The organism is Sporosarcina sp. BI001-red (assembly GCF_003384035.1).
Classification (GTDB): domain Bacteria; phylum Bacillota; class Bacilli; order Bacillales_A; family Planococcaceae; genus Sporosarcina.
In genome coordinates this window covers 1-24475 of sequence record NZ_QQAK01000006.1, presented here as the reverse complement: position 1 = coordinate 24475, position 24475 = coordinate 1, and the positions used below count along the sequence as shown (strand labels likewise).

Below are 24475 nucleotides of genomic sequence, written 5' to 3'. Positions count from 1 at the left end.
TTTGGTTTTTAAATTCCTTTGTATAGGTTCGTCTCACTCGTTTTTCAGTCATGTAGATTCTCCTCATCTCTTTGGTTGTATTCTACAAGACCCTAACTTTTCTGTCCAAGTAAGTGTAGCCTATTCAATATCTTCAAATACATATGCAGCATCAATAATTGATTTAGGGAAAAGAATATCAATTTTAAAGAACGAAGGTTTAGGAGAACATATAATAGGACTAGATGAAAATGTAGCGAAAGTGGGTAAGGCAGTTAAATACAGCAAGATTAATTCAACTGGAAAAGGAAATAATAGTAGTTTTGAATTATTTTTCGAGTATATCAGAATAATCTTTTTAATAGACTTTCTGATTTATAATAAAGTAATGAAAATAATATCTAACAATTATAAGAGTTATGAAAATATATGGAAAACTATTGGGGAAATAGATGCTGCAATTGCAGTAGCTTATTATAGAAAATCTTTGAAATATTATTCAAACCCATCTTTTTCTGAAAATGAAGAAGTGACTTTTAAAGATATGGCTCATCCTTTATTAAATGAACCAGCTGTAAATAGCAGCTTGTTAAATAAACTAACACTAATAACAGGATCGAACGCTTCAGGAAAATCCACTTATATTAAAGCTATAGCTATCAATGCGATATTTGCCCAAACAATAAATACAGTGTTAGCAAAAGAGTGGTCAATGAAGCCAAGTATTGTAATTACGTCAATGGCTATTCAAGATGATTTGTTGAAGGGTGATAGTTACTTTATTGCAGAAATTAAATCCTTAAAAAGGATTCTTAATGTTATTTCACATGGTCAACCAGTTTTTTCTTTTGTTGATGAGATATTAAAGGGTACAAATACTATTGAAAGAATATCTGCCTCTGCTGCCATAATGAAGTGGTTATCTGTTCATGACGGAATTAATATTTTAGCTTCTCATGATATCGAGCTTACCGAGATATCAGAATCGCTGTATTCAAATCAACACTTTAGAGAAAAGATTGAGGATGGAAAAATTATATTCGATTACAAAGTGCATGAAGGACCTTCAAAAACACGAAATTCTATTAAATTGCTAGATTTACTTGAATTTCCTAGTGAAATAATATCATCTGCTGAAAATATAGCTAAGAAGTTCGGTAAAGATCGAATTTGGATAAAATTAGGCTTCCCTGAAAAGGTTTAAGGTTCATTGAAATGGTTTGTCTCTTAGATGCCTTTATATTTATTAATACAGGCGACGATTATTCATCTTCTATCAGTTCGACTAACTTATCTTTGGCAAAAGCAGGTGCAAGAAACAATCATGAATGCCTAAACAAACATGATTGTTTCTCGCACAGGCACCTAATACTATCTACTCTTTACATTCGAAAGCCGCTGTTCAATTGCGTTTGCAATTTTCATACCGTGAAATCGTCCGTCCTCAATATAAACCTTATTGGTAATGCCACCTGTTACAACACCAGAAAGAAAGACATTTTCGATATTTGATTCATAAGTCTCTGAATTAAAAGAAGGAACTAATGATGTGAGGTTGGTGTTAATTCCGATACTTTGTAACATTGAAATATTTGGTTGGTATCCTATGAGGGAGAACACGTAGTCATTTTGAAGCGTGACCATTCCTTCGGGAGAATTAATTTGAATGGTTGTTTCGTCAATGTTAGCAATGCTGGAATTGGGATAAAAGTCGATTCTTCCTTTTTTTAGAAGGTTACGCATATCTAATAACAAGGATGGTTTAATACCTTCTAAGACGGTTTCTCCTCGATGCACAAGTGTTACCTGAGCCCCGTTGCGATATAGATCTATAGCAGCCTCAATCGCTGAATTTTTACCCCCCACCACTGTTACGTGCTGACCATAATAGAGGTGACCTTCTGTATAATAATGTGATACTTTTGGTAAATTATCTCCGCGTACACCTAACTGTCTAGGCGTATCGAAGATTCCCGTTGCAATTACAAGCGTCTTTGCTTCATAAGTAATGTTGTTCCCATTCCGATCTATTGCTTCTGCAATAAATGACTCTGAGTTCTTGGAAATAGAATTTACCTTTTGATAACATTTAATATTGATTTCTTGTCGTTCGGTTACGAGGCGATAATATTTTAACAGCTCAGTCCGAGTCGGGCGTACATCTTGTGAGAGGAATGGAATATTGCCAATTTCTAAACGGTCAGATGTACTATAGAACGTCATGTGTAATGGACAGTTAACAATGGAATTCACGATCGCCTCTTTTTCAATAATTACATAAGAAAGTCCCTTTTCTTGAAGGGCAAGGCCGGTGGATAAACCACAAGGACCACCGCCGATAATAATAACATCATACATACAATTATTTTCCTCCCATATCCTTAAAGGTTAAATACTGTAGAAGTATGAACTATATATGTTGAATTAAACCATCCTGCTGTTTCGTTGCTTCGTGCAAGGTTGCGCCCCTAACACTTCGCTTATGCTCTCAAAAGCCAGATTTCGTTACGTTTTTTCTGCAGGTACTTCAAAGGACATTCTCCAAACGCTTCGATTTTCCTCGCAATTGCCGTTCATCTTTACTGGTTTCCCTTCCTCCTCTAAATGTGTTTCGTCACTTAGAAAATGCTACATCAACATAGATAATTATCTTGTTTTCCAAGTTTTAAAAATAACAAACGTCGAACTAACTTATAGAGAAAGAAGACTCGGTCTGGAAATTGGAATAATTGTCTATAATAAGTTTTAGCGACAAGATTTTATTTTCGCTTCAGTAAAAGAAACTATTTCACCTTAATGCAAACTAACAGCCCTATGATTTGAGCTCTTGAATGTATTTCTAACCGAATGTTGAGAGGGATCTTAATAAGATCCGTACCTTGTCCTAAAGTATGTTCGTTCCTTACTTATCTTCACACTTTTAAAGGTGATCCCTTTTTGAATCTAAAACACCTTGCTCTATATTTGCATCAAAGTCACTAGAAATCATTAGGTCAATGACAAGTCCTTTTACTAATCAGTATGAAGATCATTTATGTATAGATTACAAAACTGAGTTGAACGAAAAAGGCGGTCTTCACTTGCAGAGAAAGACGAGGGTCATACAAAAGATTCTTAAAAAAGTAGCTGGTTTTGTAATTGCTATGGTCTGTTTGTCCATTATTGTATTTTATTTTTCACGTCTAGCACCGGGGGATCCGTTGCAGTCCTTTTACGGAGATGCCGTTGAATCTATGTCAACACAAGAATTGCTTGCAGCTAAAGAACGTTTGGGGTTGGATGATCCTATTCATATTCAATATGCTAAATGGATTTCTAACACATTCCATGGAGACTTTGGAATGTCCCTCAAATATAAAATACCCGCAATGGAAGTTGTTTCACCACTTATAGGAAATACATTAATTTTAGGTGGTATATCTTATCTTGTTGTATTCTTCTTGGCTATATTTTTAGCAATTTGCTGTGCGTTGAACGAAGATTCATTGTTCGATCGCATTATTTGTAAAGTGGGTACGGCAGCATACTATATTCCTACTTTTTGGTTGGGTGTTGTATTAGTGTTGGTTTTTAGTATTAATCTCAATTGGTTGCCTAGCAGTGGAGCTTACGATTTTGGGAAATCAGGAGATGTACTTAATCGACTTCAACACTTAGTTCTACCTCTAGCAGTTATGGTTCTAAGCCATCTTTGGTACTACGCCTATATGTTTCGAAATAAGCTCCTAGATGAATTTCGTAGAGATTATATTCTATTGGCAAAAACGAAGGGTTTGGCAAAAGTTGAAATCATCTTTAAGCATTGCCTTCGAAATATTGCACCAACGATTATTAGCATTATGGCCATTTCCACTACGCATATAGTGAGTGGGACGTATATTGCAGAGGCGGTATTTAATTATCCCGGAATCGGTGCGTTATCGGTAGAGAGTGCGAAATACCACGATTACAATCTATTATTGCTTCTCGTATTAATTACAGGTGCATTAGTTATTATTAGCAGCATGATTGCACAATCAATTAATGAAGTGATTGATCCAAGGATGAAGGAACTGGAGGCTGTAACATGGCGGAAAAGAACGAAGACCAGTTCTTAATGGTACATGCTAATTATAAATTGCATATACCTAAACAAAACCAACCGTCCATGTGGAAGAGGTTAAAAGGAAAGCCCATTTTATCTATGATTGTTCTGGTTATAATTCTTTTATGTTGTTTGTTTGCAGGGCATTTAGCCAATCATACCCCTAGTAGTTTCTATTTGAAAAATCTTAACGAGCCACCAAATTCTGAGTTCTTTTTTGGTACGGACTCACTAGGACGAGATATTTATTCTATGATTTGGTATGGTGGCCGCGCTTCAATTACTATTGGCATTTTGGGGATGGTCATTAGTACGGTTATTGGCGTGACCTATGGTTGTATAAGTGGAACTGCCAATGGAAAAGTTGATGCAGTTATGATGCGTGCTGTGGAGATTGTGAGCAGCATTCCATCGCTATTGCTTATATTGTTGTTTGTGTCACTGATGGGAAAACAAGACATATTTAAAATATCTTTAGTAATTGGTGTGACTGGTTGGTTTGCATTGGCAAGAATTGTACGAAGTGAAGTGAAACAAATACGAAACAGTGAGTATGTAGTCGCAGCAAGATGTATGGGAGCAAAATTTCCGCATTTGATGGTCAAGCATTTAATTCCAAACTTTGTTTCTGCCATTTTATTCATTGTGATTTCGAGTATCAGTACCAGCATGACTATGGAATCTACGCTAAGTTTTCTTGGTCTGGGACTCCCAGTAGATGTTATTTCTTGGGGGAGCATGCTTTCACTTGCAAATAGAGCACTGCTATCGAATACATGGTGGGTCATTATTATACCTGGCTTAATATTAGTAATAACCTTACTCGTAATTACCGACATTGGGAATTACTTCAGAAAAGAGACAAATAGAAAAGCAAGTAATTTATAAATCTAATATTTCTTGGGGAATCAATTAATACGAATATGAAAGTTTTTATAAATGAAATCGGGGGGATCTTGAAATGAATCGTAAGAAAATCATGATGAAACTCACAACCATTATGCTACTATTAGTGCTTAGTTTAAGCCTTGGTGCTTGCCTAGGGGCGAAGAAAGAGAAAGAGGATAGCGGGTCGAAAACGACAAAAGGAACAGATACTTCCAACACACTGGTATATGCAGGAGAAAGTGAGGATACCATTAATCCTATTCTCAACAACCATAACGAATTGCCAGATATCATTTTCTCTGGACTTATGAAATATGATGAAAAGGGCAAGCCAATCGTGAATTTAGCAGAAAGCTTTGAATACGACGAATCAACATATACGTATACTTTTAACCTTAAAAAAGACGTAAAGTGGCATGATGGTGAAGACTTCACAGCTAAAGATGTTGTCTTCACTTATGAAGTTTTAACAAAAGACAAAACGTTATCAGCAAGTATCACCAGCAACTATCAAGATATTACCAGCGTAACTGCACCTGATGACTACACAGTCATCATAAAACTTTCAAACTACAATGCAGCCATGCTTGATTATTTTACAATGGGGATTATTCCTGAGCATTTACTTAAAGGTGAAGATATTAATACAGCCTCCTTTAACCAGCATCCAGTTGGGACTGGCCGGTACAAATTTGTTAAATGGGATACTGGTGGCGGGATGATTATTCTTGAGAAAAATGAAAATTACTATGACAAGGTTCCTAACATTGACCGAGTTATTTATAAAACAGTGTCAGTTGAAAGCACGAAAGCAACAATGCTTCAGTCGGGCGATGCAGATCTAGCATGGTTGAATGCGAATTATGCTGAAAGCTTCCGAGGGAATGAAAAATTCGAAAAATTCGATTTCAAGACTGCCGACTATCGTGGATTGTCTATGGATTTCGAAACCGACTTTTGGAAGAAAAATAAGGATTCTATTGGTGTTTTAAACAACGCCATCTATAAACAGGATATCGTTGATAGTGTACTTAAAGGCAATGGATTTGTTGCATATAGCCCGCTTCAACTAAATGCATTTGGCGGTAATAAGGCGGCAGATATATATCCTTATGATCTTAATGTATTTAATAAAAAGATGGCTGAACTCGGCTGGACTAAAAATAAAGAAGGTATCTATGAGCGTAACGGAGAAAAGTTCCATTTTACCATTCAAGTTCGTGAATACGAAGAAGAGCGTGTAGATATTGCGAATATTGTTTCAAATATGATAAAAGAAGCTGGCGTTGAAATGGAAGTTGTCCTCGTAACTAAGTTTGACTGGGATGCGGGATATAATGGTTTCCTTTATGGCGGTGCTGCTCAGTTCGATCCTGATATGAGCTATGCAAGTTTTGTCACCGATGCGAGTGGCAATACTATGCATTATTCCAATGCTAAAGTGGATGAATTACTAAATAAGGGTAGACATACTGCTGATGAGGATGAAAGAAAAAGTATTTACCATGAATTCGAAGTAGCATATGCAGAACAACCTGGTATCGTATTAGTTGCTTATCTTGACGGTAATTATGTTGGGATTTCAGGTCTTGAGGGTCTTGACACTTCAAGAGTTCTTGGTCACCATGCAGTGGGTGTAATGTGGAACATCGAAGAGTGGAAACTCAATAAATAATTCAGCAAAATAAAGTTGTATAACGCCAGATGTTCAATTGAGCATCTGGTTGTTTCATACCAACTATTGGGAGACGTGTGAATGATAAATAAAGCGATTTTACAACTGAAAAATTTATCTATTAGCTTTGATACTCCTAATGGTGAAGTCGAAGCTGTCAGAAACGTGAACCTTTCACTTCAAAAAGGTGAAATTCTGGCTATTGTTGGTGAGTCTGGATGTGGGAAAACTGTCCTGAGTCAATCAGTACTGAAGCTACTCCCCAAAACATCTAACATCAAAAATGGGCAAATTTTTGTTGAAGGAGAAGATATCACCCATTATAAAGAGAAGAAAATGCGTAACCTTAGAGGTTCAGTCCTTTCTATGGTGTTTCAAGATCCTATGACAACATTGAACCCAACAATTCCAATCGGAAAGCAGATCACAGAGTCTATTCTAAAACATAAAAGAGTTAGCAGGGAAGAGGCAAAAGAAAGAGCGATTGAAATGTTGGAATTAGTAGGTATTGATGATCCTATATACAGATTTAACTTACAGCCACATTTTTTCTCAGGTGGAATGCGTCAGAGATGTGTGTTAGCGATTGCTTTGGCGTCCGACCCTAAAATATTATTCGCAGATGAGCCAACAACTTCATTGGATGTGACTGTTCAAGCAAAGATACTAGATCTTCTTTTGGATATTAGAGATAAGACAGGCATATCAATTGTTTTCATCTCACATGATCTAGGTGTTGTAGCACGTATTGCTGACAAGGTTGCGGTTATGTATGCAGGTAAAGTGGTTGAAATGGGTACCGCGGAAGAAGTTTTTTATGACCCATGTCACCCCTATACGTGGGGACTATTGGGAGCACTCCCGTCAAGTACAATAGAAGGCGAAAACCTTAAAAGTATTCAGGGGATGCCACCAGTAATGTTAGATCCTCCACCTGGAGATGCCTTTGCTGTTCGTAATGAATACGCTTTGAAGATTGATTATGCAGAGATGCCACCAATGTTTCAAATCACCCAAACTCATTTTGCAGCGACATGGTTACTTGATGAAAGGGCGCCGATTGTTAAACCGCCCATTTCGCTAAAAAGGAGGTAAAGAATAGATGGACTCAACTATCATTCTAGATGTACGTCACCTTCAACAGGAATTTCATATCAATAAAGAATTGACGATTAAAGCCATAGATGATGTAAGCTTTACAATTGAGAAGGGTAAAATATTTGGTCTGGTTGGCGAAACTGGATCAGGAAAATCAACGATAGCGCGTACAGTCATGGGGATTTATCCACCTACGAATGGTGAAGTACATTTTAAAGGAAATATGATTTCAAATAAAAAGAGATTTCGTGACAATAAAAACTATACACGAAGGAATATACAAATTATATTTCAAGATTCCGCTGCGGCACTGAATCCAAGAATGACTGTAGCAAAAATAATTGCTGAGCCTTTGAAGATTAACAATATCGTAAAAGGAAAAAAAGAGTTGGAGAAAAAGATTGATAGTTTGCTGTTACAGGTAGGCTTGGATAGTAGCTTTAAATCAAAATATCCTGACGAAATTTCAGGAGGGCAACGACAGCGTGTGGCGATTGCGAGGTGCATTGGTATGGAACCAGATTTAATCATTGCTGACGAACCAATTGCTTCGCTGGATATCTCCATTCAGGCTCAAATCGTGACGTTGTTCCAGCAATTACAAAGGGAATACGGATTCACATTTCTTTTCATAGCACACGACCTTTCTATTATTCGGTTTATCAGCGATACAGTCGGTGTTATGCTTCACGGTAAAATGATGGAAATGGCCCCTACAAAAGAACTGTTCGAAAATCCCCTACATCCTTATACGAAGGCCCTTCTATCCGCTGTACCAGTTCCAGATCCGATTTATGAAAGGAATAAAGAAATCCTGCTTTATGATGTAGCTAGCTTACCAGTAGATGGTGACATGATAGAGGTATCGCCAGGACACTTTGTATATCAATAAAAGTAGGTGCCTGTGCACAGAACAATCATGAAAGTTTAAACAAACATGAAAGTTTCTTGCACAGGCACCTAATTTAAATACATAGAATTCCATCTTTTCATCATTGTGCTATACTTTATTACATACTGAGCAATTCAGAAAAGAGGAAAAACTGTTTATGAAAAATTTTAAACGTTTTGTAACTACTGCAGCACTTATAGGAGCTCTAATCACTTCTTCTATTCCATCGGCGTTCGCAGATGAGCCATCTTCAGAGCTGCCACCATTAGATTTAGGTATAGGGTTTTCGCCATTTAATGATGCAAACGGTACGAGGTATGCAGACGCTGTTTGGTTCATGTGGACTAACGGTATTGCTCAAGGCATGAATGAAACTCAGTTTGGCGTCTCTCAGCCAATTAAACGAGTAGATGCGTCAATGATCGTTGGAAACTATGGCATTAAAGGTCTCAATCCAAATCCTAAGAAAGCGCCATTTACAGACCTTCCTCAACGAGCAGTTCACACTGTGTCGGCTCTTTATGAGGCGGGAATCATTAAAGGCAAAACTAAAACCTTATTTGGATCTGACGACACGTTAAAAAGAGGAGAAGCGGCTATCATTCTTTCTCGAATGCTTCCACTTGATAAAAAGGCGACCATTCAGTTTGTCGATGTAGGGGATCGATATAAAGAGGCCGTTCAAATTCTAGTTGCTAATGGCATCGTACAAGGAAAGACAGAAGCACTCTTTGGTACAGCAGATCCGATAACAAGAGGAGAACTGGCTCTAATGATTCATAAGATCTTTGAATCTAGTAAAACAGCCCCAGCTCAAGATTCATCTGGCTCACTCCCGTCGTTGGCTAAAGAAATATCTATGACGTTGGACAAAGATCGGTACACCAAATTAGACACACCTACACTAACAATCACCAACAATAACTCGCTTAAACAAATGTTTGGAGCACTATTTAAAATCCAAGTAATGAAAAACGGTTCCTGGCACGATGTTCCGTTTGACGAGGATTTAGCCATTCCAACCATCATGTATGAATTACAAACTGGAGAAAAGCATCAAGAGTCAATCTCACTTAACGACGAAAGATTCGAATCACCCCTTACAGCTGGTCGATATCGAGTGGTCCAAACTATTAATGATGCGAACGGTGAAAGCATCATTTTAGCGGCACAGTTTCAAATCTTGGAAGCAGTGAAGTCGCCTTATGGGGAGCTGCCATCTGCTGCAGAAGGTGTAACGATGGAATTAGAAAAGGCAAGTTATAACGACTCAACGGATTACTTAAAACTCAAATTTACCAATTCAAGTGATGTGACTTACGGATATTTTCGCTATCAATATGATCTAGAAGTAAAGAAAAATGACGCGTGGTATGAAGTTCCATTTGATTCAGAGTTGCAGTATCCGACAGATGTACATTTATTAGATTCCAATGGTGTATATAAAACGAATGTCAGCGCTTTTGCATATAACAAGTCAGCAAAGTTTGAAAAAGGTGATTATCGATTGGTTCAGTCCCTTGTAGAAAAAGGTAAAGAGAAAGGAAATAAATAGTAGGTGCCTGTGCGCAGAACAATCATGAATGTTTAAACAAACATGAAAGTTTCTTGCACAGGCACCTAATCAATTATTGAACAGTATAACCACCATCAATAACAGCAGCTTGTCCTGTAACACTCTTCGCTTTATCACTAGCTAGGAACAAAGCATAATCCGCAATTTCACTTACGTCTAATAAACGCTTTTGAGGTACTAAAGGAAGCAGGACTTCAGCTAATACATCCTCAATAGGTACATTTCGAGTTTTTGCTAGATCAGCCATTTGTCCACGAACAAGAGGTGTATCTACATATCCAGGGCAAATTGCATTTACAGTAATACCGTGTTCAGCTCCTTCTAGCGCAGCAACCTTTGTTAAACCAATTACTCCGTGTTTTGCGCTATTGTATGCTGCTTTACCTGCAAATCCGATTAAACCGTTAATTGAAGCAATGTTAAGGATCCGTCCATACCCTTGTTCTTTCATAATTGGAAATACCGTTTTAGTAAGAATGAAAGGAGCAGTTAACATTATTTTTATCATCAATTCAAATTTAGCTGTTGGAAATTCCTCGATTGGGGATACATGTTGTAAACCAGCATTATTTATTACGATATCAACGCGATTATACGTTTTTTTTGTTTCAGCCACTAAGTTTTGAAGATCTTCTTCGCTTGTTACATCCGCCTTAACTCCAATTGCTTCATAACCGAGTTTCTTAAGTGATTCTACAGATTCCTGTAACACTTCGTTATTAATGTCAGAAAGCACAACTTTTGCGCCAGCATTTGCAAAATGTTTTCCGATTTCAAATCCAATACCACGAGCTGCACCTGTAATAATAACTACTTTATTTTCAACCATAATAATATTCCTCCATTTTATAGGTAAATTTTTTTGTAACAGTTAGTAATTCACTTCAAACTAATCCCATACCGCCCAATATAATACCTACGATTACTGCGATTGTAGGTACTAAAACAGCTACGACAAATACATCTTTATAGGTTTCTCTATGGCTTAATCCCGTAACAGCGATCAGTGTTAAAAGAGCTCCATTATTAGGGAATATCGATGCACCTGAAGCAACGGAAGCCATTCTATGAAATACTTCTGGGCTAATTCCTGTGGATTGAGAAAGGCTGTAAAACGTTTCACCAAGTGTACCAAGTGCAATTCCCATCCCTCCAGATGCAGACCCCGTGATAATAGCCATAATCTGTATGGCTAGGGATTGAGCAACTAATGGATTGTCTGAAACATTAAGCAACCAAGCGGTTATACTTTCAAATGCGGGTACGACGGCTATGACAGCACCAAAACCAACGGCCGCACTCGTATTTAGAATGGCCAATACAGAACCTTTTGCTCCATCGTTAACCGAGAAAACAAACTTTTTATAATCCTTTATGTTAATCAGCATGATGCTGACTACACCAAGTATTAACGCATATATAGGTTCCAATTTCACAATGTTTAGTAATACAACGACTACTAAAAGCGGAACTAACGATAATATCCAGTTCGGAACTTTTTCTTCCACTTTTTGCTCCGTCGTTAGTACTTTATCCGGTTCAGTGAATCGATCCCCCTTTGCAGAGAACCTTTTCTCTCGGTATGCTAACCAACAATATCCACCCACCGCCATAATAAGTGTAGTGACAATACCTATCACAGGTGCTGCGGTTGGTGTTGTATGATAATACTCCATTGGTATTAAGTTTTGAATTTGTGGTGTTCCAGGAATAGATGTCATTGTAAAAGTAAAGGCACCAAGGGCAAATGTAGGTACAAGTAACTTTCTAGTGACGTTTGCTTCACGGAATAACTCAAGCGCAATTGGATAGACTGCAAACACAACTACAAACAAACTTACTCCACCATAGGTTAGTAAAGCAGAAGCGATAAGCACCCCAAGAATGGCTCTCTTTTTACCGATTAACTGAGTTACCTTTTTTGCAACAGCTTTTGCTGCACCTGTTTCCTCCATTAACTTCCCAAAAATTGCTCCTAAAAGGAAGATAGGGAACCAACTCTTCACAAATCCGACTAAACCACTCATGTAGGTTCCTGTATATGTATCATATACATTTAGACCACTCATTAACGCTACCACTCCCGCAGCGATTGGAGCTACCCAAATAATGGACCAGCCTAGATAAGCTAACGCCATTAACAAAACTAACCCGACAACAATACTCAACATTTGAAATCACCTCTTTTCAATAAAAACTTTTTATTGCTTGGATAGGTTGGCTGTTAGCACTTCAATCATGTATTGAGTTTACAAATACCAGAATCTACAAATACTTATTCTGATTACATCCCTTAATATAAGAAGGAATTCTCAAAGTCATGAAATGAATAGAACGAAGAATGATGTAAATCCTTGACGTATAGATGTAAAATGAGCTTTTGAGGCTTTTTAACATTTTGTAAACAGTTGGATCATCGTACTTTACAAAAAAGACTCCGTAAAACGGATCTATATAGAAATCACTTTTTATTTTGTTTAAATTGAAGTGAAATGATTTTATGAGATGAATGTCAAAAAAGCCCTTACCGTTCAAACTGCTGAACGATAAGGGCTACTTTTTTATGTACATTTATGCTTCAGTTGTCGTAATTCCATTGGTTGGAAGTTCAGTAAGTGCTTTCACTAGTTGGGCCTTTATAAAAGCATCCTGTTCGTCTTTGTCCAAATCATTTAGGTATTTGTGATAAAGCGCGATCATGTTCGCAAACAGCACGCCTTGCGTTGTTTCAGTGTTGGTTTTTACTTTTAGTAGATTCTGGATTTCTTGCAACTTATTCAATGTATCATCATTCACTCTAATAGAAACTACAGTACTTTTCGAATTGACCATAAGTTTACAGTCCACCTTTCTTCAGAGATAAGAATACTATTCTATCATACATTTTAATAAATAATGCGACCTAAAAAATTACCAAATATTACAGCTATGTATACAAATATTCACATGGTATATTGGTAACCGTGAACAACGTAATCAAATGTTTACATTTTGATTGCAATGTAATACAGTTCACGGCTTGTTTCAATATTTGTTCACTCTAATAGCTAAACTTTCAGGGACGGCCACCCACACCAACAAGAAAGGAAGTGAAATGGCACATGCTGAATCTGTACACGGTAAATCTTGCAGAGAATAAGGCTGGTAATTTAGTAGGGGAATGGATTTCGCTTCCAACAGAGAAAGAAACGATTGATGCCCATCTGAATGCTGTGCTGGGGATTAATAAGGGGATACTCATTCATGATTATGAAAGTTCCTTTCCTATTGAGGTTGGTGCATACGATGACATCTATGAGTTAAACCGTATCATGCAATATCTTGAAGGGGTTGCAGAAACCGAAAGACAAATTATCGCCCTGATAGCTAAAACTAAAAAACTGGAATTAGAACAAGTGATACAAGTACATCAAGATGGCAAGTATATGGCTTTCAATTGTCATAGTTTGAAAGAACTTGGACACTACCTTAATGACGAGGGTTTTCTCTCCTATGAAATTCCTCAAGAAGTCGTGGATTTCGTTGATATGGAAAAACTCGCAGCCAATTGGTTAAATACAGGCGAATACATAGACCTATCTGACATTGGTTATTACATCACATATTGAAGCTTTTACACCACACATACGCACAATAGAGGACTTATAGCATGACACATTATTGATCACATTCAATGCAAAAACCTTTTTTTTAAAATACGTTAATAAATAGATGGTGATTTGTCAGGTCTAGCCTTTCAAATCACCATTTTTTTATGTTAAGTATTGGATGCTTCGTGAGAAACAATCTTGAATGTTGGTACTTGCTGACTATAGAACGAATTACAAAAAACGATTTCCATGAATGAACATGAAAACCGTGTGGGAGTTAATCGTATTAAAGAACTTCTTCCAAGAAATCAAGTAAATCTTGACGGTTTAAATAGCCAGCAAATGTTTTAACGACTTCGCCTTTATTAAACAAATAGAGCGAAGGGAAGGATGCGATGTCATATTTAAGTTGAACTGGATTAGATTTCGCTTCGTAATCTTCATACGTAATCCAGTGCTTTACAAATTTGATTTTACCAGCTAACTCTTCTGCTACATCTTCAAGGACAGGCTCAAGTGCTTGACAAGGGCCACACTCATCCGTATAAAAATCAACAAATACTGGTGATTCACACTCGTGAACTTCTTTTTGGAAATCTTCTTTTGAAACTTCTAAAACATGGGACATTATAATTCCTCCTTAAAGTAGAACACATCAGCTAAAAGACTTTATCAATTAGTGGAAATACTCTGTGCTTACTTTACCTTAATTTTTTGTATTGTGCAAACTAGTTTTCTAGAAGAATTTAAGGAGTTAAGGTCGTTCATGCCAAAGTGTTCCATCAGAAACGGGGCAGATTGACAAAGATCATCTATATAAAAGGGACAAGTTGTGATGGATGGACTGTGCCTGTTATGGTTCAGGTAGGTAAAGAAGATACTAAATAAGGTAGTTCTGAAAATGGATATGATAAGAGTTTAGTGCATTCAAATTAAGTTATTTAACAATGTAGTCTATAAGATTATCTACAAATTCAACTTGAAATGATCCTGAAAAATATAAAGCGAAGTCGACATCCTTGCGATTCAATAGGAAGTCGACTTCGCTTTTTTCTTACAGCAGTTCACCAATTATTTGAATAGTGTTAGAATGACTTATATACTTAATTATTAGGAGATGAATGGTATGAATGAGAGACTCAACAGACCAAAGAGATTTGGGGAAATACTCGATTTGACCTTTACCTTATGTAAAAATAATTTTAAAAGCTTTTTCATTATTTCCCTACTATTTATGGGACCAGTCTATCTGCTTGAAGCCTTAATAAAACTCTTGTCTGGCGTCAATTTTTTCAGAGAAGTTTCTGTAGGCGGGGCTTGGTATGAAAATATTGCTGCGACTTTCGAAGTGGATGAAACAACAAGTCTTGGAGCCGACATAGGCGTAATACTTCTAGGCATTGTTAGTTTGTTCATATTTCCTGTTGCTACTGCTGCAACTTTATTTGTTGTCGATCATATACGAAAAAATGAAGCCTATACAATTGGCTCTGTCGTGAAGAAAGCTTTTGGTAGATACGGTGCAATTCTTGGCAGTACGCTTTTATTTACACTCATTGTCACGGGATTAATACTCTTTCCTATCATGTTTATCGCATTAGTCTTCATAATTGGAATAGCGACGCTTCCAATAGTTGGTATTATTTTAGGAGTGCTGCTTTTCTTAGCATTTGCTATCGTAATTGGATATTTAATTACCCGTTGGAGCTTTTATTTTGGATCTGCAGTACTTGGAGAAGGAACTCCTGGACTTTCAAGAAGTTGGAGACTGTCTCGTAAGCACGGTTGGAAGTTAGTAGGACTGTACATCGTCTTCTTTCTAATCCTCTCAATTATCAGCACTGCTTTTGAACTTACATTTGGGTTATTTTTAGGTAATAGTGTTTTGCTATCAATGATTCTATCACTTGTAAATATTGTCACTGCAATAATATTTGCTGTTGGTTTTGCAGTTACATACTTTGATTTAAAAGTAAGGCATGATGCAGATGATTTAAAAGAGCTGATTGATGAGTATACAGTGGTTCAATCATGAACTTTATAAGGATGATTTCCTATGGATAATGTAAAGAACGTAAAAGACGAACTGGAAAGTATTTTAAGTAAGAAAGAGTATACAGTTTATACAGACCAAGAAACGAATTTCTTCACGGTTTTATGGGAGAAGATTAAAGCTTGGTTTGTTGAATTTTTGGAGCGTCTTTTTCCATCTATGAAGAAGACGAGCATGATTGCTGGACCCATTTTGGCAATTGTTATTATCGTTATGCTTATTCTCGTTGCCATCGCCTTGGTATATTTTGTTCGCAGGCGAAAACGCAGACAAATTGTTCACTCTAAAATACCTCTACAATCGATGAAGGAAATCGATTGGTCCTTTCAGATGCACTTGACTGAAGCGAGTAAACAAGAAGAGCTGAATAGGCTCACCCCAGCAACTCGCCATATGTTTTTAGCAATACTTCTTTATTTTCATGAAAAACAATGGCTGGAAGCACGTATTTGGAAGACCAACTGGGAGTATTATGAAGAACTCAAAAAAGTAAATCAGCAAACAGCTAGCCAATTTTATCATATTGCTCGCTTCTTCGATGAAGTTACATATGGAGAACGAGAAGTTCAAATTGATGAATATCAAGAATTCCGAATGAAAGTCATGGATGCTTTAGGGGAATCCGTTGAATAAAAATTACTCATGAGAAGGGAGGGAAAATTAAATTGCAGAAAAAACGATTGAAACAAAAAACTTGGATCGGACTGTCACTATTTTTAATTGTCCTGCTCTTCTCTAGATACATTCTAGTGCAAGACCAACTAAAAGAGTATCCAATTTTCGCTTCAGATTCCCCTTCCCCAACAGGAGTAAAAGCATTCTATACGTACTTAGAGAAGAGTAAGGAAAGCGTCAAAAGATGGTCAGAATCACCAAGTGATTTATCTACAACGTCTGAAAATCAGTTACTCATTATGTTGGAGCCTTATTTCATTCCAACTACTGAAGAACTTGGTGCATACAAAGAATTCATGAATTCTGGAAATACCATTCTTTTATTTAAACAAAACCCAAAAGGAATGTTCGAACTGGAAACCGAGCCTGTCGATACAAATGAAGGTCATATCGTCGATAAAGCAGACCATGCCTATTCAGCCGAACTCCTTGAATCCTTTCGACTTCTTGAACAAACCGATGATAAAATTTTACTTTCAGACGACTTGGGAACTATTGCACTGCAGCGTACTTACGGTAAGGGAAGTTTAATTGTTGCAAATTCACCAAGCTGGATGATGAATAGTGAACTTTTAACAGATGACCATCTTGCCCTTATTCTATCACTTGTAAATCAAGTGAATTCTGAAACGATTTTGTTTGACGAATATATACATAGTAGCGATAGTGCATCGACTTTTTTTACAATCTATCCTCGATGGTTTTTACTTTTACTAGTACAAGGAACATTGCTTACCCTCCTATGGTTATGGGCTTTTGGAAAACGATTCGGACCGATTTTTATTCCTAGAGAAGAAACAGTTCGTTTCAGTGATGAAGGTCTTCGAGCATTAGCTGCTTGGTACCTCAAGGGGCGTCGTTATCATGACTCATTGGTCATTCAAGCTGAGTATGTAAAAACGTTGTTACATGAGCGTTGGCGGATTCCGTATACAATGGAATGGGAAAACCTGACGGATCATTTCAAGCAAAAATGCCCTCATCTGCACAAAGATGAAATACGAGAGATGCTCATGGGGCTCACTCCAATGCTAAGTAAAGAAAAAGTAAGCAAACAAGACTATTTATATTGGTCGAAAAAGCTAGAGACCATACGGAAAGAGGTAGAGATGAGATGAGAAAGCATTTATTAACCTTATTGGAAAAGTATGAAGAACGAGTCTTGGGTCAAAGTATTACACTTAGACTTCTATTATCTGCTGTTTTGTCAGGTGGACATGTATTACTGGAAGGGGTGCCGGGAACTGGAAAGACGCAAATGGTTAAAACATTGGCAAGTTTACTCGGTGGTGATTTCAGACGAATACAATTTACCCCAGACTTACTACCAAGTGACATTACAGGAAGCATGATTTACAACATGAAAGAAGGTTCTTTTGAAACGTTAAAAGGACCAATTTTCACGAATGTGCTTTTAGCAGATGAAATTAACCGGACACCCGCAAAAACACAAGCGGCACTTCTAGAAGCAATGGAAGAAAAACAAGTTACCATCCAAGGGAAAACGTATCCGTTACCCGATGTTTTTTTCGTAGTAGCCACACAAAACCCAATTGAATTTGAAGGTACTTACCCATTACCAGAAGCACAACAAGATCGGTTCTTGTTTAAACTTCTGATTGACTTTCCTTCGTTCAATGAAGAAAAAGACATATTAAAACAAATAATCGAAAAAAGTTTTGCCGGAAAATCAATTTCTTCAATTCTCGACATGGAAATGTTTTCAACAATCCAGCGTGAAATTGAACAAGTAACACTCGGTGATGGTGTGATCGATTATGTGATGCAAATTGTACGAAAAACGAGAGAAACAGAATCCATTCGTTTTGGAGCAAGTACTCGTGCAGGTATTTCAATTGGTAAAGCTGCGCAAGCATGGGCTTACTTAGAAGGTCGTGATTACGTAACACCTGACGACGTTAAAATTGTTGCAAAACCATCTTTAAGACATCGAATTCAATTATCTCCACATGTAGAATTGGAGGGAACGGCTGTTGACCAAATCATCGAAGAACTTGTGGGGGCGATTCCTATTCCAAGGTAGCGGAATCGTACCAACGAAACGATTACTCATTATTTTTCTCGTACTATCTGTTGCTTTAATAACACTCGGAAGTCTCTTAGATATGGATTGGGGATTTCTTATTGTCATGAATGTTCTGATTCTATTTGGAAGTTTGCTGGACTTGTTATATTCGCCAAAGAAAAACCAAGTTCATGTCAAGCGTACAATTGTGAAAGAATTGGAAAGAAACCTTTCCTATACAGTCGATATTGAAGTGGAAAATACTTCAGAGCATGCCTTCAATTTTCTTCTTGTAGATGGAATTCCACAATCTTTTAAAAGCTCATTTCCAATTAAAGGAGAAGTAGCAAAAGAAACTGTAGTACAAGTACGTTATGAAACAAACGCTTCTGTTCGCGGAAACTTTGAAATAGAGCAACTCCACTGCCGTTATACGAGCAAGTTAGGACTTTGGGCAAAGCAAAAAACAATTACGTTGCTGGATTTCGTAAAAGTTATTCCGGACTTAACTGAAACGAAAAGCTATTTGGGCAATGCTCAACGGTTTCTGTTATATGAGGGTTCAAAAATCCGTAAACATCAACGCGGTATAGGAGAATTTGCAAAGATTCGAAACTACGGAGTCGGTGATGACCCAAGGATGATTAACTGGAGACAATCTGCGAAACTACAAGAAGTGATGACCAATGAATATGAACCTGAACATGGAAAATATGTAACCATTTTAATCGATTGTGGAAGAATGATGGGGGCGGAATTAAAAAACGGAAATCGTCTTGAAAAAGTATTGGAAGCCTCGTTAACTGTTGCGGCGGCAGCTTTACAAAAAGGGGATTACGTTTCAGTTCTAGCCTTTTCAAAAGAAGTACAAGTATTTGTACCACCCGCAAAAGGAATCACTCATTTACAAACAATTCTCCACGCAATTTACTCTCTTGAAGTGGATGCTGCCGAGTCGAATTATGCTGCTGTTCTCACTTATTTAGAAACCATGCAAAAGAAAAGAAGTCTACTATTACTCTTTAGTGATGTTCGCTCATTTCTTCATGAGGAAAGTGCGCTTGCCTATTTGCAAAGACTTAGAAGACGCCATATGTTTTTGATGATTGGCATTGAGGACACTGCCCTTTATAATCGCATCAATGAGGATCCAGTGGATGTACAAACCGCAATGGTAAAAAGTATTGCTCAACAACAACTGCTTCTAAAGAAAAAAAGGAAATTGAAATGGGAAAAAAAAGGCCTTCAAATGATTGAGGCCCGTGAAGAAAACTTAGCAGTAGCAGCTGTTTCCCACTATATTGATATTATGAATCGGAACTTAATTTAAATTCTCTTCTGCCCTAGAAAAACTTTTCCAATCAACACGTACACAAGTAAACCAATCACAGTAATGAATGCAACTGCATACTTTGCTCCCAATGGTATTGATGCTGGAGTGATGAATCCTTCTATTAATCCCGCAATGATGAATAATGGAATCGTACCAATTAGTAACTGAACAGAGCGCTTTGCCTGTGTTTTCAATTGGTAGCCTCTGGAAAACTTGCCGGGGACAAAGAGCTTATAACCCATTAATAGACCTGCTCCGCCTGCTATAAATATGGCTGTAAGCTCAATCATTCCATGTGGTACGATAAATGCCCAAAACTCATACGATTTATCGTAGTGAAAGAATAAGGCAGCTAAGGCTCCAACCAAAATACCATTATAAATAAGGACATATACAGTTAATAACCCGAATGTGATACCTCCGGCAAAAGCGAGTATCCCCACTTTAATATTGTTTGTCATAATAGTGGAAGACATTACTGAAGAATTCACTTCCATTTCATCGCTACCAAGCTGATCGGGATTTACTCCTTGAGCCACTTCTGCAGGCAGTATGGCATACATCGATTGAGGGTCGTTGAGAACAGCAAAGAAACTACCTAATGCACCTAGTGTAAACAAAAGAAACGCGACAAGAATAAACTTCCATTGTTCTAAAAACAAACGAATAAATGTTGTGCTTAAAAAGTTACCAACTTGTTTCATACTCGATATTTGATCTTTATATAACACATTATGTGATTTGGATACAAGTTCATTTAAGTAAACCGTTACTTCTTCATTTGGAAAGTACGTTTGAGCGTAGGAAAGATTTTGAGCAGATTTTTGATAGAATTCATAAAACTGGTCAATTCTTTCACCTGTTAAATTGGATTTACCTTTATGTAATTTAGATCCTATCTTTTCTAATTGGTTCCAATCTTCACGATGCAATTTCACGAATTGATTGATGTTCATTTTTACACCTTCTTCTTGTAATTTGAGTGTGTATTTTACGTATGTTCCGAATATACAGTATAGCAGATACTTAGAAACTTTTGGATGAAACTACATATTGAAAGTGGGGAATGACTATGAATGAAGAACGAATTGGTATCAAGACACCAGAATTCGTAACTCTTCAGTTTCAGCTCGCAGGACTCGGTAGTAGAAGCGCGGCATTTATTATTGATCAACTTATTTTAATGGTATTTAATATTTCAGTTCTAATTGTTTTAGCATTTCTTTTTACGAGAGATATAGGTTTTCTGTCTTTTACGGGAATGGAATCACTTATATTAGGTCTTGCAATTCTCGGTCTTTTTATCGTCAACACAGGATATTTTGTAATTATGGAGTACTTTTCAGGTGGGAAAACGATTGGAAAAAAGATTATTGGTATTCGAGCAATCCAAGAAAATGGGCATAGCTTGACATTACTATCAAGCTTTATCCGCAATCTTCTTAGAATTATTGACTCGTTACCTGGTGGTTACTTTTTAGGAATTGTGCTCATTTTCTTTCATTCGAAACATAAAAGAATTGGAGATTTAGTTGCAGGAACGATTGTTGTACATGAACGACAAACAAAAAGACAAAACAAACGAACACCAATTGAAAAAGAAATTGCTATGAAACAACTCACAAAAGAAGATCTTGTTATTGAAGAATGGGCTTTAAGGTCAATTGTCCAACAAGATTGGAAACTACTTGAGACATATAGCAATCGACTCACTCAATTGTCCGAAAACGAACGCAATGGTCTTACGGAAAAAGTAGCAAATCTCTTACTTCCGAAATTCGGCTTAGAAGTCTCAGGGAAGAGTAATTTAGAATTGGAAAATACGCTACTAGTTCTTTACTTAATTTTGAGGGAAGAATGGTCGTATGAACTGTAATTACTAGTTCTTCTCAATTACAAAAAGTGTAAAATAACCGTCTACTTTAAGAAGTAAGTCGTTCAGTTAAGTTGAAAAAAGCAAATTAAAAAAGGGATTTTAGTAATAATCAGGATTGCAAATTGCGATCCTTTTTATTTTCAAAAAGAGTTTTTGTGGTAAATATAGGGTCAGTGTTAAATATGAGTTCAGTATTCGATTAGCTGGACATTTTGTGAAATAATACTTTTCAAAAAGTTGGTTGGATTCATTTAGTATTAAGAAAGAAATGGGGAGTTATATTTGATTGAAAAAGTTGATATTGCTAATCCTATAGTTGCTGAAAAGTTTTAAATATTCAAAACCGTTCTTATAGTGTAGAAGCAAAAATAATTGGATTTTATGAAATACCAACCTTAAAAGACACAATTGAATCGTTACAGAAATCTGAAGAGACTTTCTTTGGCTATTACCTAAATGAAGAGCTATGCGGAGTCATTACTATAAAAATTGAAAAAGGTATTATTGATATACATAGGTTAATGGTTCATCCTGTACATTTTAAAAAAGGAATCGCATCTAGGTTATTTAATTTTATTGAGGAAAACAAAAAGGATTGTGAAACGATAATAGTGTCAACTGGCGCTGAAAACGTACCAGCAGAAACTTTTACTTGAAAAATGGGTTTTTCGAAACAGAGAAAAAAAGGGTGTCAGAACAATTATTCCTTAGATTTTTTGGAAAATTAAATTTAATAATTATATTAATTAAATAGTGGCGGTTGCGGTGTTGAATAAGGACTGTGCCTCAATAGAGCCAGATTGTGATATAACCGTTTTAGTTAATACAGAAAACATATATTACTATTGTTTTGATTAGGAGTATTAATAGAAGAGGTGGAAATAGGAATGGAGTTATTTTTTAACAAAGATATTTTTAACGATGTTTCATCTTATTCTGAAAAAGTAAAGAACCAGATGCATGCGTCTGGTTCAGCTGTAGTAATTATCAAAGATAATAAATTAGTACATGAATGGTATTCAGGCACACATCATTTCGAAAAAGGCGCTAAAAAAATAGAAGATACCTCTAGATTTAATGTATATTCGGTTAGAGTAACGTATGTCGGTTTGGCTGTAGCAATAGCTATTCATGAGGGCGTATTAAGCTTGGATGATAAAGTAAGTGATCATTTTAATGAATACGATGTAGATATTCTTGGTAATACAACAATTAAACATTTACTAACTCGTTGTACAGGTTTGATATTCGAAAAGAATACGGTTAGTCGCGTTTTTGATTTAGAAACAAATATTGAAGGAAAAAAACCGGATTTACTAGCCAAAATCCTTTACAATGCCACCGGTAAAACAGTAAATGAAGTTCTTACAAATAAAGTAATAAAACCACTAAACTTAATAAATACAGGTTGGGTTACTGAGGGCAATGACAACTTGGTCTGTGATATTAATTTATCTACTAGTTACCCAACATTAAGGATGGGGTCAAACATTGGTGATGAACGAAATTTATATATAAGTGCCAAAGAGTTAGCGTTATGGGGTAATTTACACTTAAATAAAGGAAAACATGAAGGTAAACAAATACTCCCTAGAAATATTTTTGATTTAGCCACTTCTGTTCAAAGTCCGAATAGTATACCTAGTCATCTTCCGAAATTTGGCTTTCTATGGTGGATTAAAGGCAGTGAAGTTTCTATCAATTATAATGAACTAGGTTCAGACTTACCTGATGGATCATACCAAATCCTGGGAGCATCTGGATGTTCCTGTACAGTTATTCCTGAATTTAATACGGTAGCTGTTAGAATGTACAATAGTATAGATGCACATGAAAACTTGGGTTTTGATTATATAAAAGATATTCAAAAGTTTGGAAACCTGATCATTGAAAGTGTAAAAAACCTTTAATTATTACATAATCAGAGGCATTTCTTGAAGAAAAATTGTACCCTATTCAGTAATATGGCTATTCTAGCAAACAAAATTATATGTTTTGTGGTAAAACATGAAAAGGTATAAGAAGTTTTCGGGAGGAGTAAAAGGCTGGAAATTTTAAGAGTTATTTAGCAGAAAAAGAAAAGGTGGGAGTCCTATCATTAAGCGCTTATTTTTTACTTTACTGATATCAGCTTTATTGCTTTTATCTGCTTGCAGCAAAGATAATTTAAACTATTTCCCTTCGAAAGAAGAAGCTTTGGATGAGATTATTCAAAGTGGGGGAATTAAAGGGACTATTGAATTGATCACAACAACGAACGATGAGGAATTGTTAGTAATTCAACAAGATAAAAATAATTATTTTGTAAGTGAACTGTTGGAAAATAAAGAGGGATTCGCTGTTAACAGAATATCAGATAATGTTGACATGGAGTTAGGTGGGAGTTGGGAATTGAAAACAATTGCCAATCATAAATACACAATCTACTTTGAGAAAGAGCAAGTTAATCAGAATTTCTTCTCTTTATCTAATAGAGACTATTATATTTCAATTGTAAAAGGGCATCAGATAAAAAAGGAGGACCCGGTTTTTATAAATTCAATAAAAGATATGAAAGCAATAAAACAATAATTGGGGGATGGTTGAATGTAATTCAATGACCTTGTGTTTTGCAAGGAAGAAGTGCATAAGTTTGCAATGAAAAGTACACAAGCTTGCCAGCCTTCAATTTAGGTATTATTTTTGTCGTGATAACGCATTTGTAACTCTAAAACTATCTCCAGTAAAATT

Annotated in this window: 23 protein-coding genes; 17 read left to right on the top strand and 6 right to left on the bottom strand. The window is 36.4% G+C overall.

Translation table 11 applies throughout. The features are described from left to right. A partial coding sequence (locus tag DVB69_RS01580; RefSeq protein ID WP_483315845.1) for a MutS-related protein occupies positions 1–1183 on the top strand: 1183 nt, incomplete at its 5' end. Between the two features lie 167 nt (positions 1184–1350). Here DVB69_RS01580 and DVB69_RS01575 read toward each other — a convergent pair. Continuing rightward, complete coding sequence (locus DVB69_RS01575) at positions 1351–2337, bottom strand: YpdA family putative bacillithiol disulfide reductase (RefSeq protein WP_116015907.1); 987 nt, start codon at positions 2335–2337, stop codon at positions 1351–1353. Positions 2338–3059: 722 nt separating this feature from the next. On the opposite strand from DVB69_RS01575, the gene DVB69_RS01570 reads away from it, so the two are divergent. The 6 genes from DVB69_RS01570 (at position 3060) to DVB69_RS01545 (ending at position 10171) form a co-directional block, all read left to right on the top strand. Next, complete coding sequence (locus tag DVB69_RS01570; protein WP_199562785.1) at positions 3060–4076, top strand: ABC transporter permease; 1017 nt, start codon at positions 3060–3062, stop codon at positions 4074–4076. After that, complete coding sequence (locus DVB69_RS01565; protein ID WP_116015903.1) at positions 4046–4951, top strand: ABC transporter permease; 906 nt, start codon at positions 4046–4048, stop codon at positions 4949–4951. The genes DVB69_RS01570 and DVB69_RS01565 overlap by 31 nt, the downstream gene beginning before the upstream one ends. Before the next feature lie 73 nt (positions 4952–5024). Further along, entirely contained in the window at positions 5025–6626 is a 1602-nt protein-coding gene (locus DVB69_RS01560; protein ID WP_116015901.1) for an ABC transporter substrate-binding protein, read from the top strand. Positions 6627–6707: 81 nt separating this feature from the next. After that, positions 6708–7721: an ABC transporter ATP-binding protein gene (locus DVB69_RS01555; protein ID WP_116015899.1), complete on the top strand. Its 1014-nt coding sequence runs from the start codon at positions 6708–6710 to the stop codon at positions 7719–7721. 7 nt (positions 7722–7728) lie between these two features. Continuing rightward, positions 7729–8616, top strand: coding sequence for an ATP-binding cassette domain-containing protein (locus DVB69_RS01550; protein WP_116015897.1), 888 nt, complete (start codon positions 7729–7731; stop codon positions 8614–8616). Between the two features lie 157 nt (positions 8617–8773). Next, on the top strand, positions 8774–10171 hold the full coding sequence (locus tag DVB69_RS01545) for an S-layer homology domain-containing protein (protein WP_116015895.1): 1398 nt from the start codon (positions 8774–8776) through the stop codon (positions 10169–10171). A 73-nt stretch (positions 10172–10244) separates the two neighbouring features. Here the strand turns inward: DVB69_RS01545 and DVB69_RS01540 are convergent, their stop codons facing one another. The 3 genes from DVB69_RS01540 to DVB69_RS01530 all read right to left on the bottom strand — a co-directional run bounded on the left by DVB69_RS01540 (position 10245) and on the right by DVB69_RS01530 (position 13024). Beyond that, positions 10245–11021: a 3-hydroxybutyrate dehydrogenase gene (locus tag DVB69_RS01540; protein ID WP_116015893.1), complete on the bottom strand. Its 777-nt coding sequence runs from the start codon at positions 11019–11021 to the stop codon at positions 10245–10247. Positions 11022–11076: 55 nt separating this feature from the next. Continuing rightward, positions 11077–12363: a GntP family permease gene (locus DVB69_RS01535; protein WP_116015891.1), complete on the bottom strand. Its 1287-nt coding sequence runs from the start codon at positions 12361–12363 to the stop codon at positions 11077–11079. 400 nt (positions 12364–12763) lie between these two features. Next, positions 12764–13024, bottom strand: coding sequence for a hypothetical protein (locus tag DVB69_RS01530; RefSeq protein WP_116015889.1), 261 nt, complete (start codon positions 13022–13024; stop codon positions 12764–12766). A 269-nt stretch (positions 13025–13293) separates the two neighbouring features. Between DVB69_RS01530 and DVB69_RS01525 the strand changes: the two genes are divergently transcribed. Beyond that, positions 13294–13800: an antirestriction protein ArdA gene (locus DVB69_RS01525; protein ID WP_116015887.1), complete on the top strand. Its 507-nt coding sequence runs from the start codon at positions 13294–13296 to the stop codon at positions 13798–13800. A gap of 268 nt (positions 13801–14068) precedes the next feature. On the opposite strand, the gene DVB69_RS01520 is transcribed toward DVB69_RS01525, so the two are convergent. After that, positions 14069–14410, bottom strand: coding sequence for a thioredoxin family protein (locus DVB69_RS01520; protein ID WP_116015885.1), 342 nt, complete (start codon positions 14408–14410; stop codon positions 14069–14071). Positions 14411–14908: 498 nt separating this feature from the next. On the opposite strand from DVB69_RS01520, the gene DVB69_RS01515 reads away from it, so the two are divergent. Genes DVB69_RS01515 through DVB69_RS01495 form a run of 5 tightly spaced genes read left to right on the top strand, consistent with a single transcriptional unit; the run spans position 14909 to position 19866 of the window. Next, a complete protein-coding gene (locus DVB69_RS01515; protein ID WP_116015883.1) occupies positions 14909–15817 on the top strand; it encodes a hypothetical protein in 909 nt (302 codons plus the stop codon). 21 nt (positions 15818–15838) lie between these two features. Beyond that, positions 15839–16468, top strand: a complete 630-nt coding sequence (locus DVB69_RS01510; RefSeq protein WP_116015881.1) for a DUF4129 domain-containing protein — start codon at positions 15839–15841, stop codon at positions 16466–16468. A gap of 32 nt (positions 16469–16500) precedes the next feature. Beyond that, on the top strand, positions 16501–17628 hold the full coding sequence (locus DVB69_RS01505) for a DUF4350 domain-containing protein (RefSeq protein ID WP_116015879.1): 1128 nt from the start codon (positions 16501–16503) through the stop codon (positions 17626–17628). Next, positions 17625–18554, top strand: a complete 930-nt coding sequence (locus tag DVB69_RS01500; protein ID WP_116015877.1) for an AAA family ATPase — start codon at positions 17625–17627, stop codon at positions 18552–18554. Before DVB69_RS01505 ends, DVB69_RS01500 begins: the two co-directional genes overlap by 4 nt. Continuing rightward, positions 18505–19866, top strand: coding sequence for a DUF58 domain-containing protein (locus tag DVB69_RS01495; RefSeq protein WP_233505294.1), 1362 nt, complete (start codon positions 18505–18507; stop codon positions 19864–19866). The genes DVB69_RS01500 and DVB69_RS01495 overlap by 50 nt, the downstream gene beginning before the upstream one ends. On the opposite strand, the gene DVB69_RS01490 is transcribed toward DVB69_RS01495, so the two are convergent. Further along, a complete protein-coding gene (locus DVB69_RS01490; RefSeq protein WP_116015876.1) occupies positions 19863–20825 on the bottom strand; it encodes a stage II sporulation protein M in 963 nt (320 codons plus the stop codon). The genes DVB69_RS01495 and DVB69_RS01490 overlap by 4 nt on opposite strands. A 116-nt stretch (positions 20826–20941) precedes the next feature. Between DVB69_RS01490 and DVB69_RS01485 the strand changes: the two genes are divergently transcribed. From DVB69_RS01485 to DVB69_RS01470, 4 genes are all read left to right on the top strand, one after another. Continuing rightward, a complete protein-coding gene (locus DVB69_RS01485) occupies positions 20942–21745 on the top strand; it encodes an RDD family protein (RefSeq protein ID WP_116015874.1) in 804 nt (267 codons plus the stop codon). Between the two features lie 335 nt (positions 21746–22080). Next, positions 22081–22401, top strand: a complete 321-nt coding sequence (locus DVB69_RS17765) for a GNAT family N-acetyltransferase (protein ID WP_370452904.1) — start codon at positions 22081–22083, stop codon at positions 22399–22401. A gap of 231 nt (positions 22402–22632) precedes the next feature. Next, on the top strand, positions 22633–23655 hold the full coding sequence (locus DVB69_RS01475; protein ID WP_116015872.1) for a serine hydrolase domain-containing protein: 1023 nt from the start codon (positions 22633–22635) through the stop codon (positions 23653–23655). Positions 23656–23941: 286 nt separating this feature from the next. Beyond that, on the top strand, positions 23942–24316 hold the full coding sequence (locus DVB69_RS01470) for a hypothetical protein (RefSeq protein ID WP_116015870.1): 375 nt from the start codon (positions 23942–23944) through the stop codon (positions 24314–24316). The last annotated feature ends 159 nt before the right edge of the window (positions 24317–24475 follow it).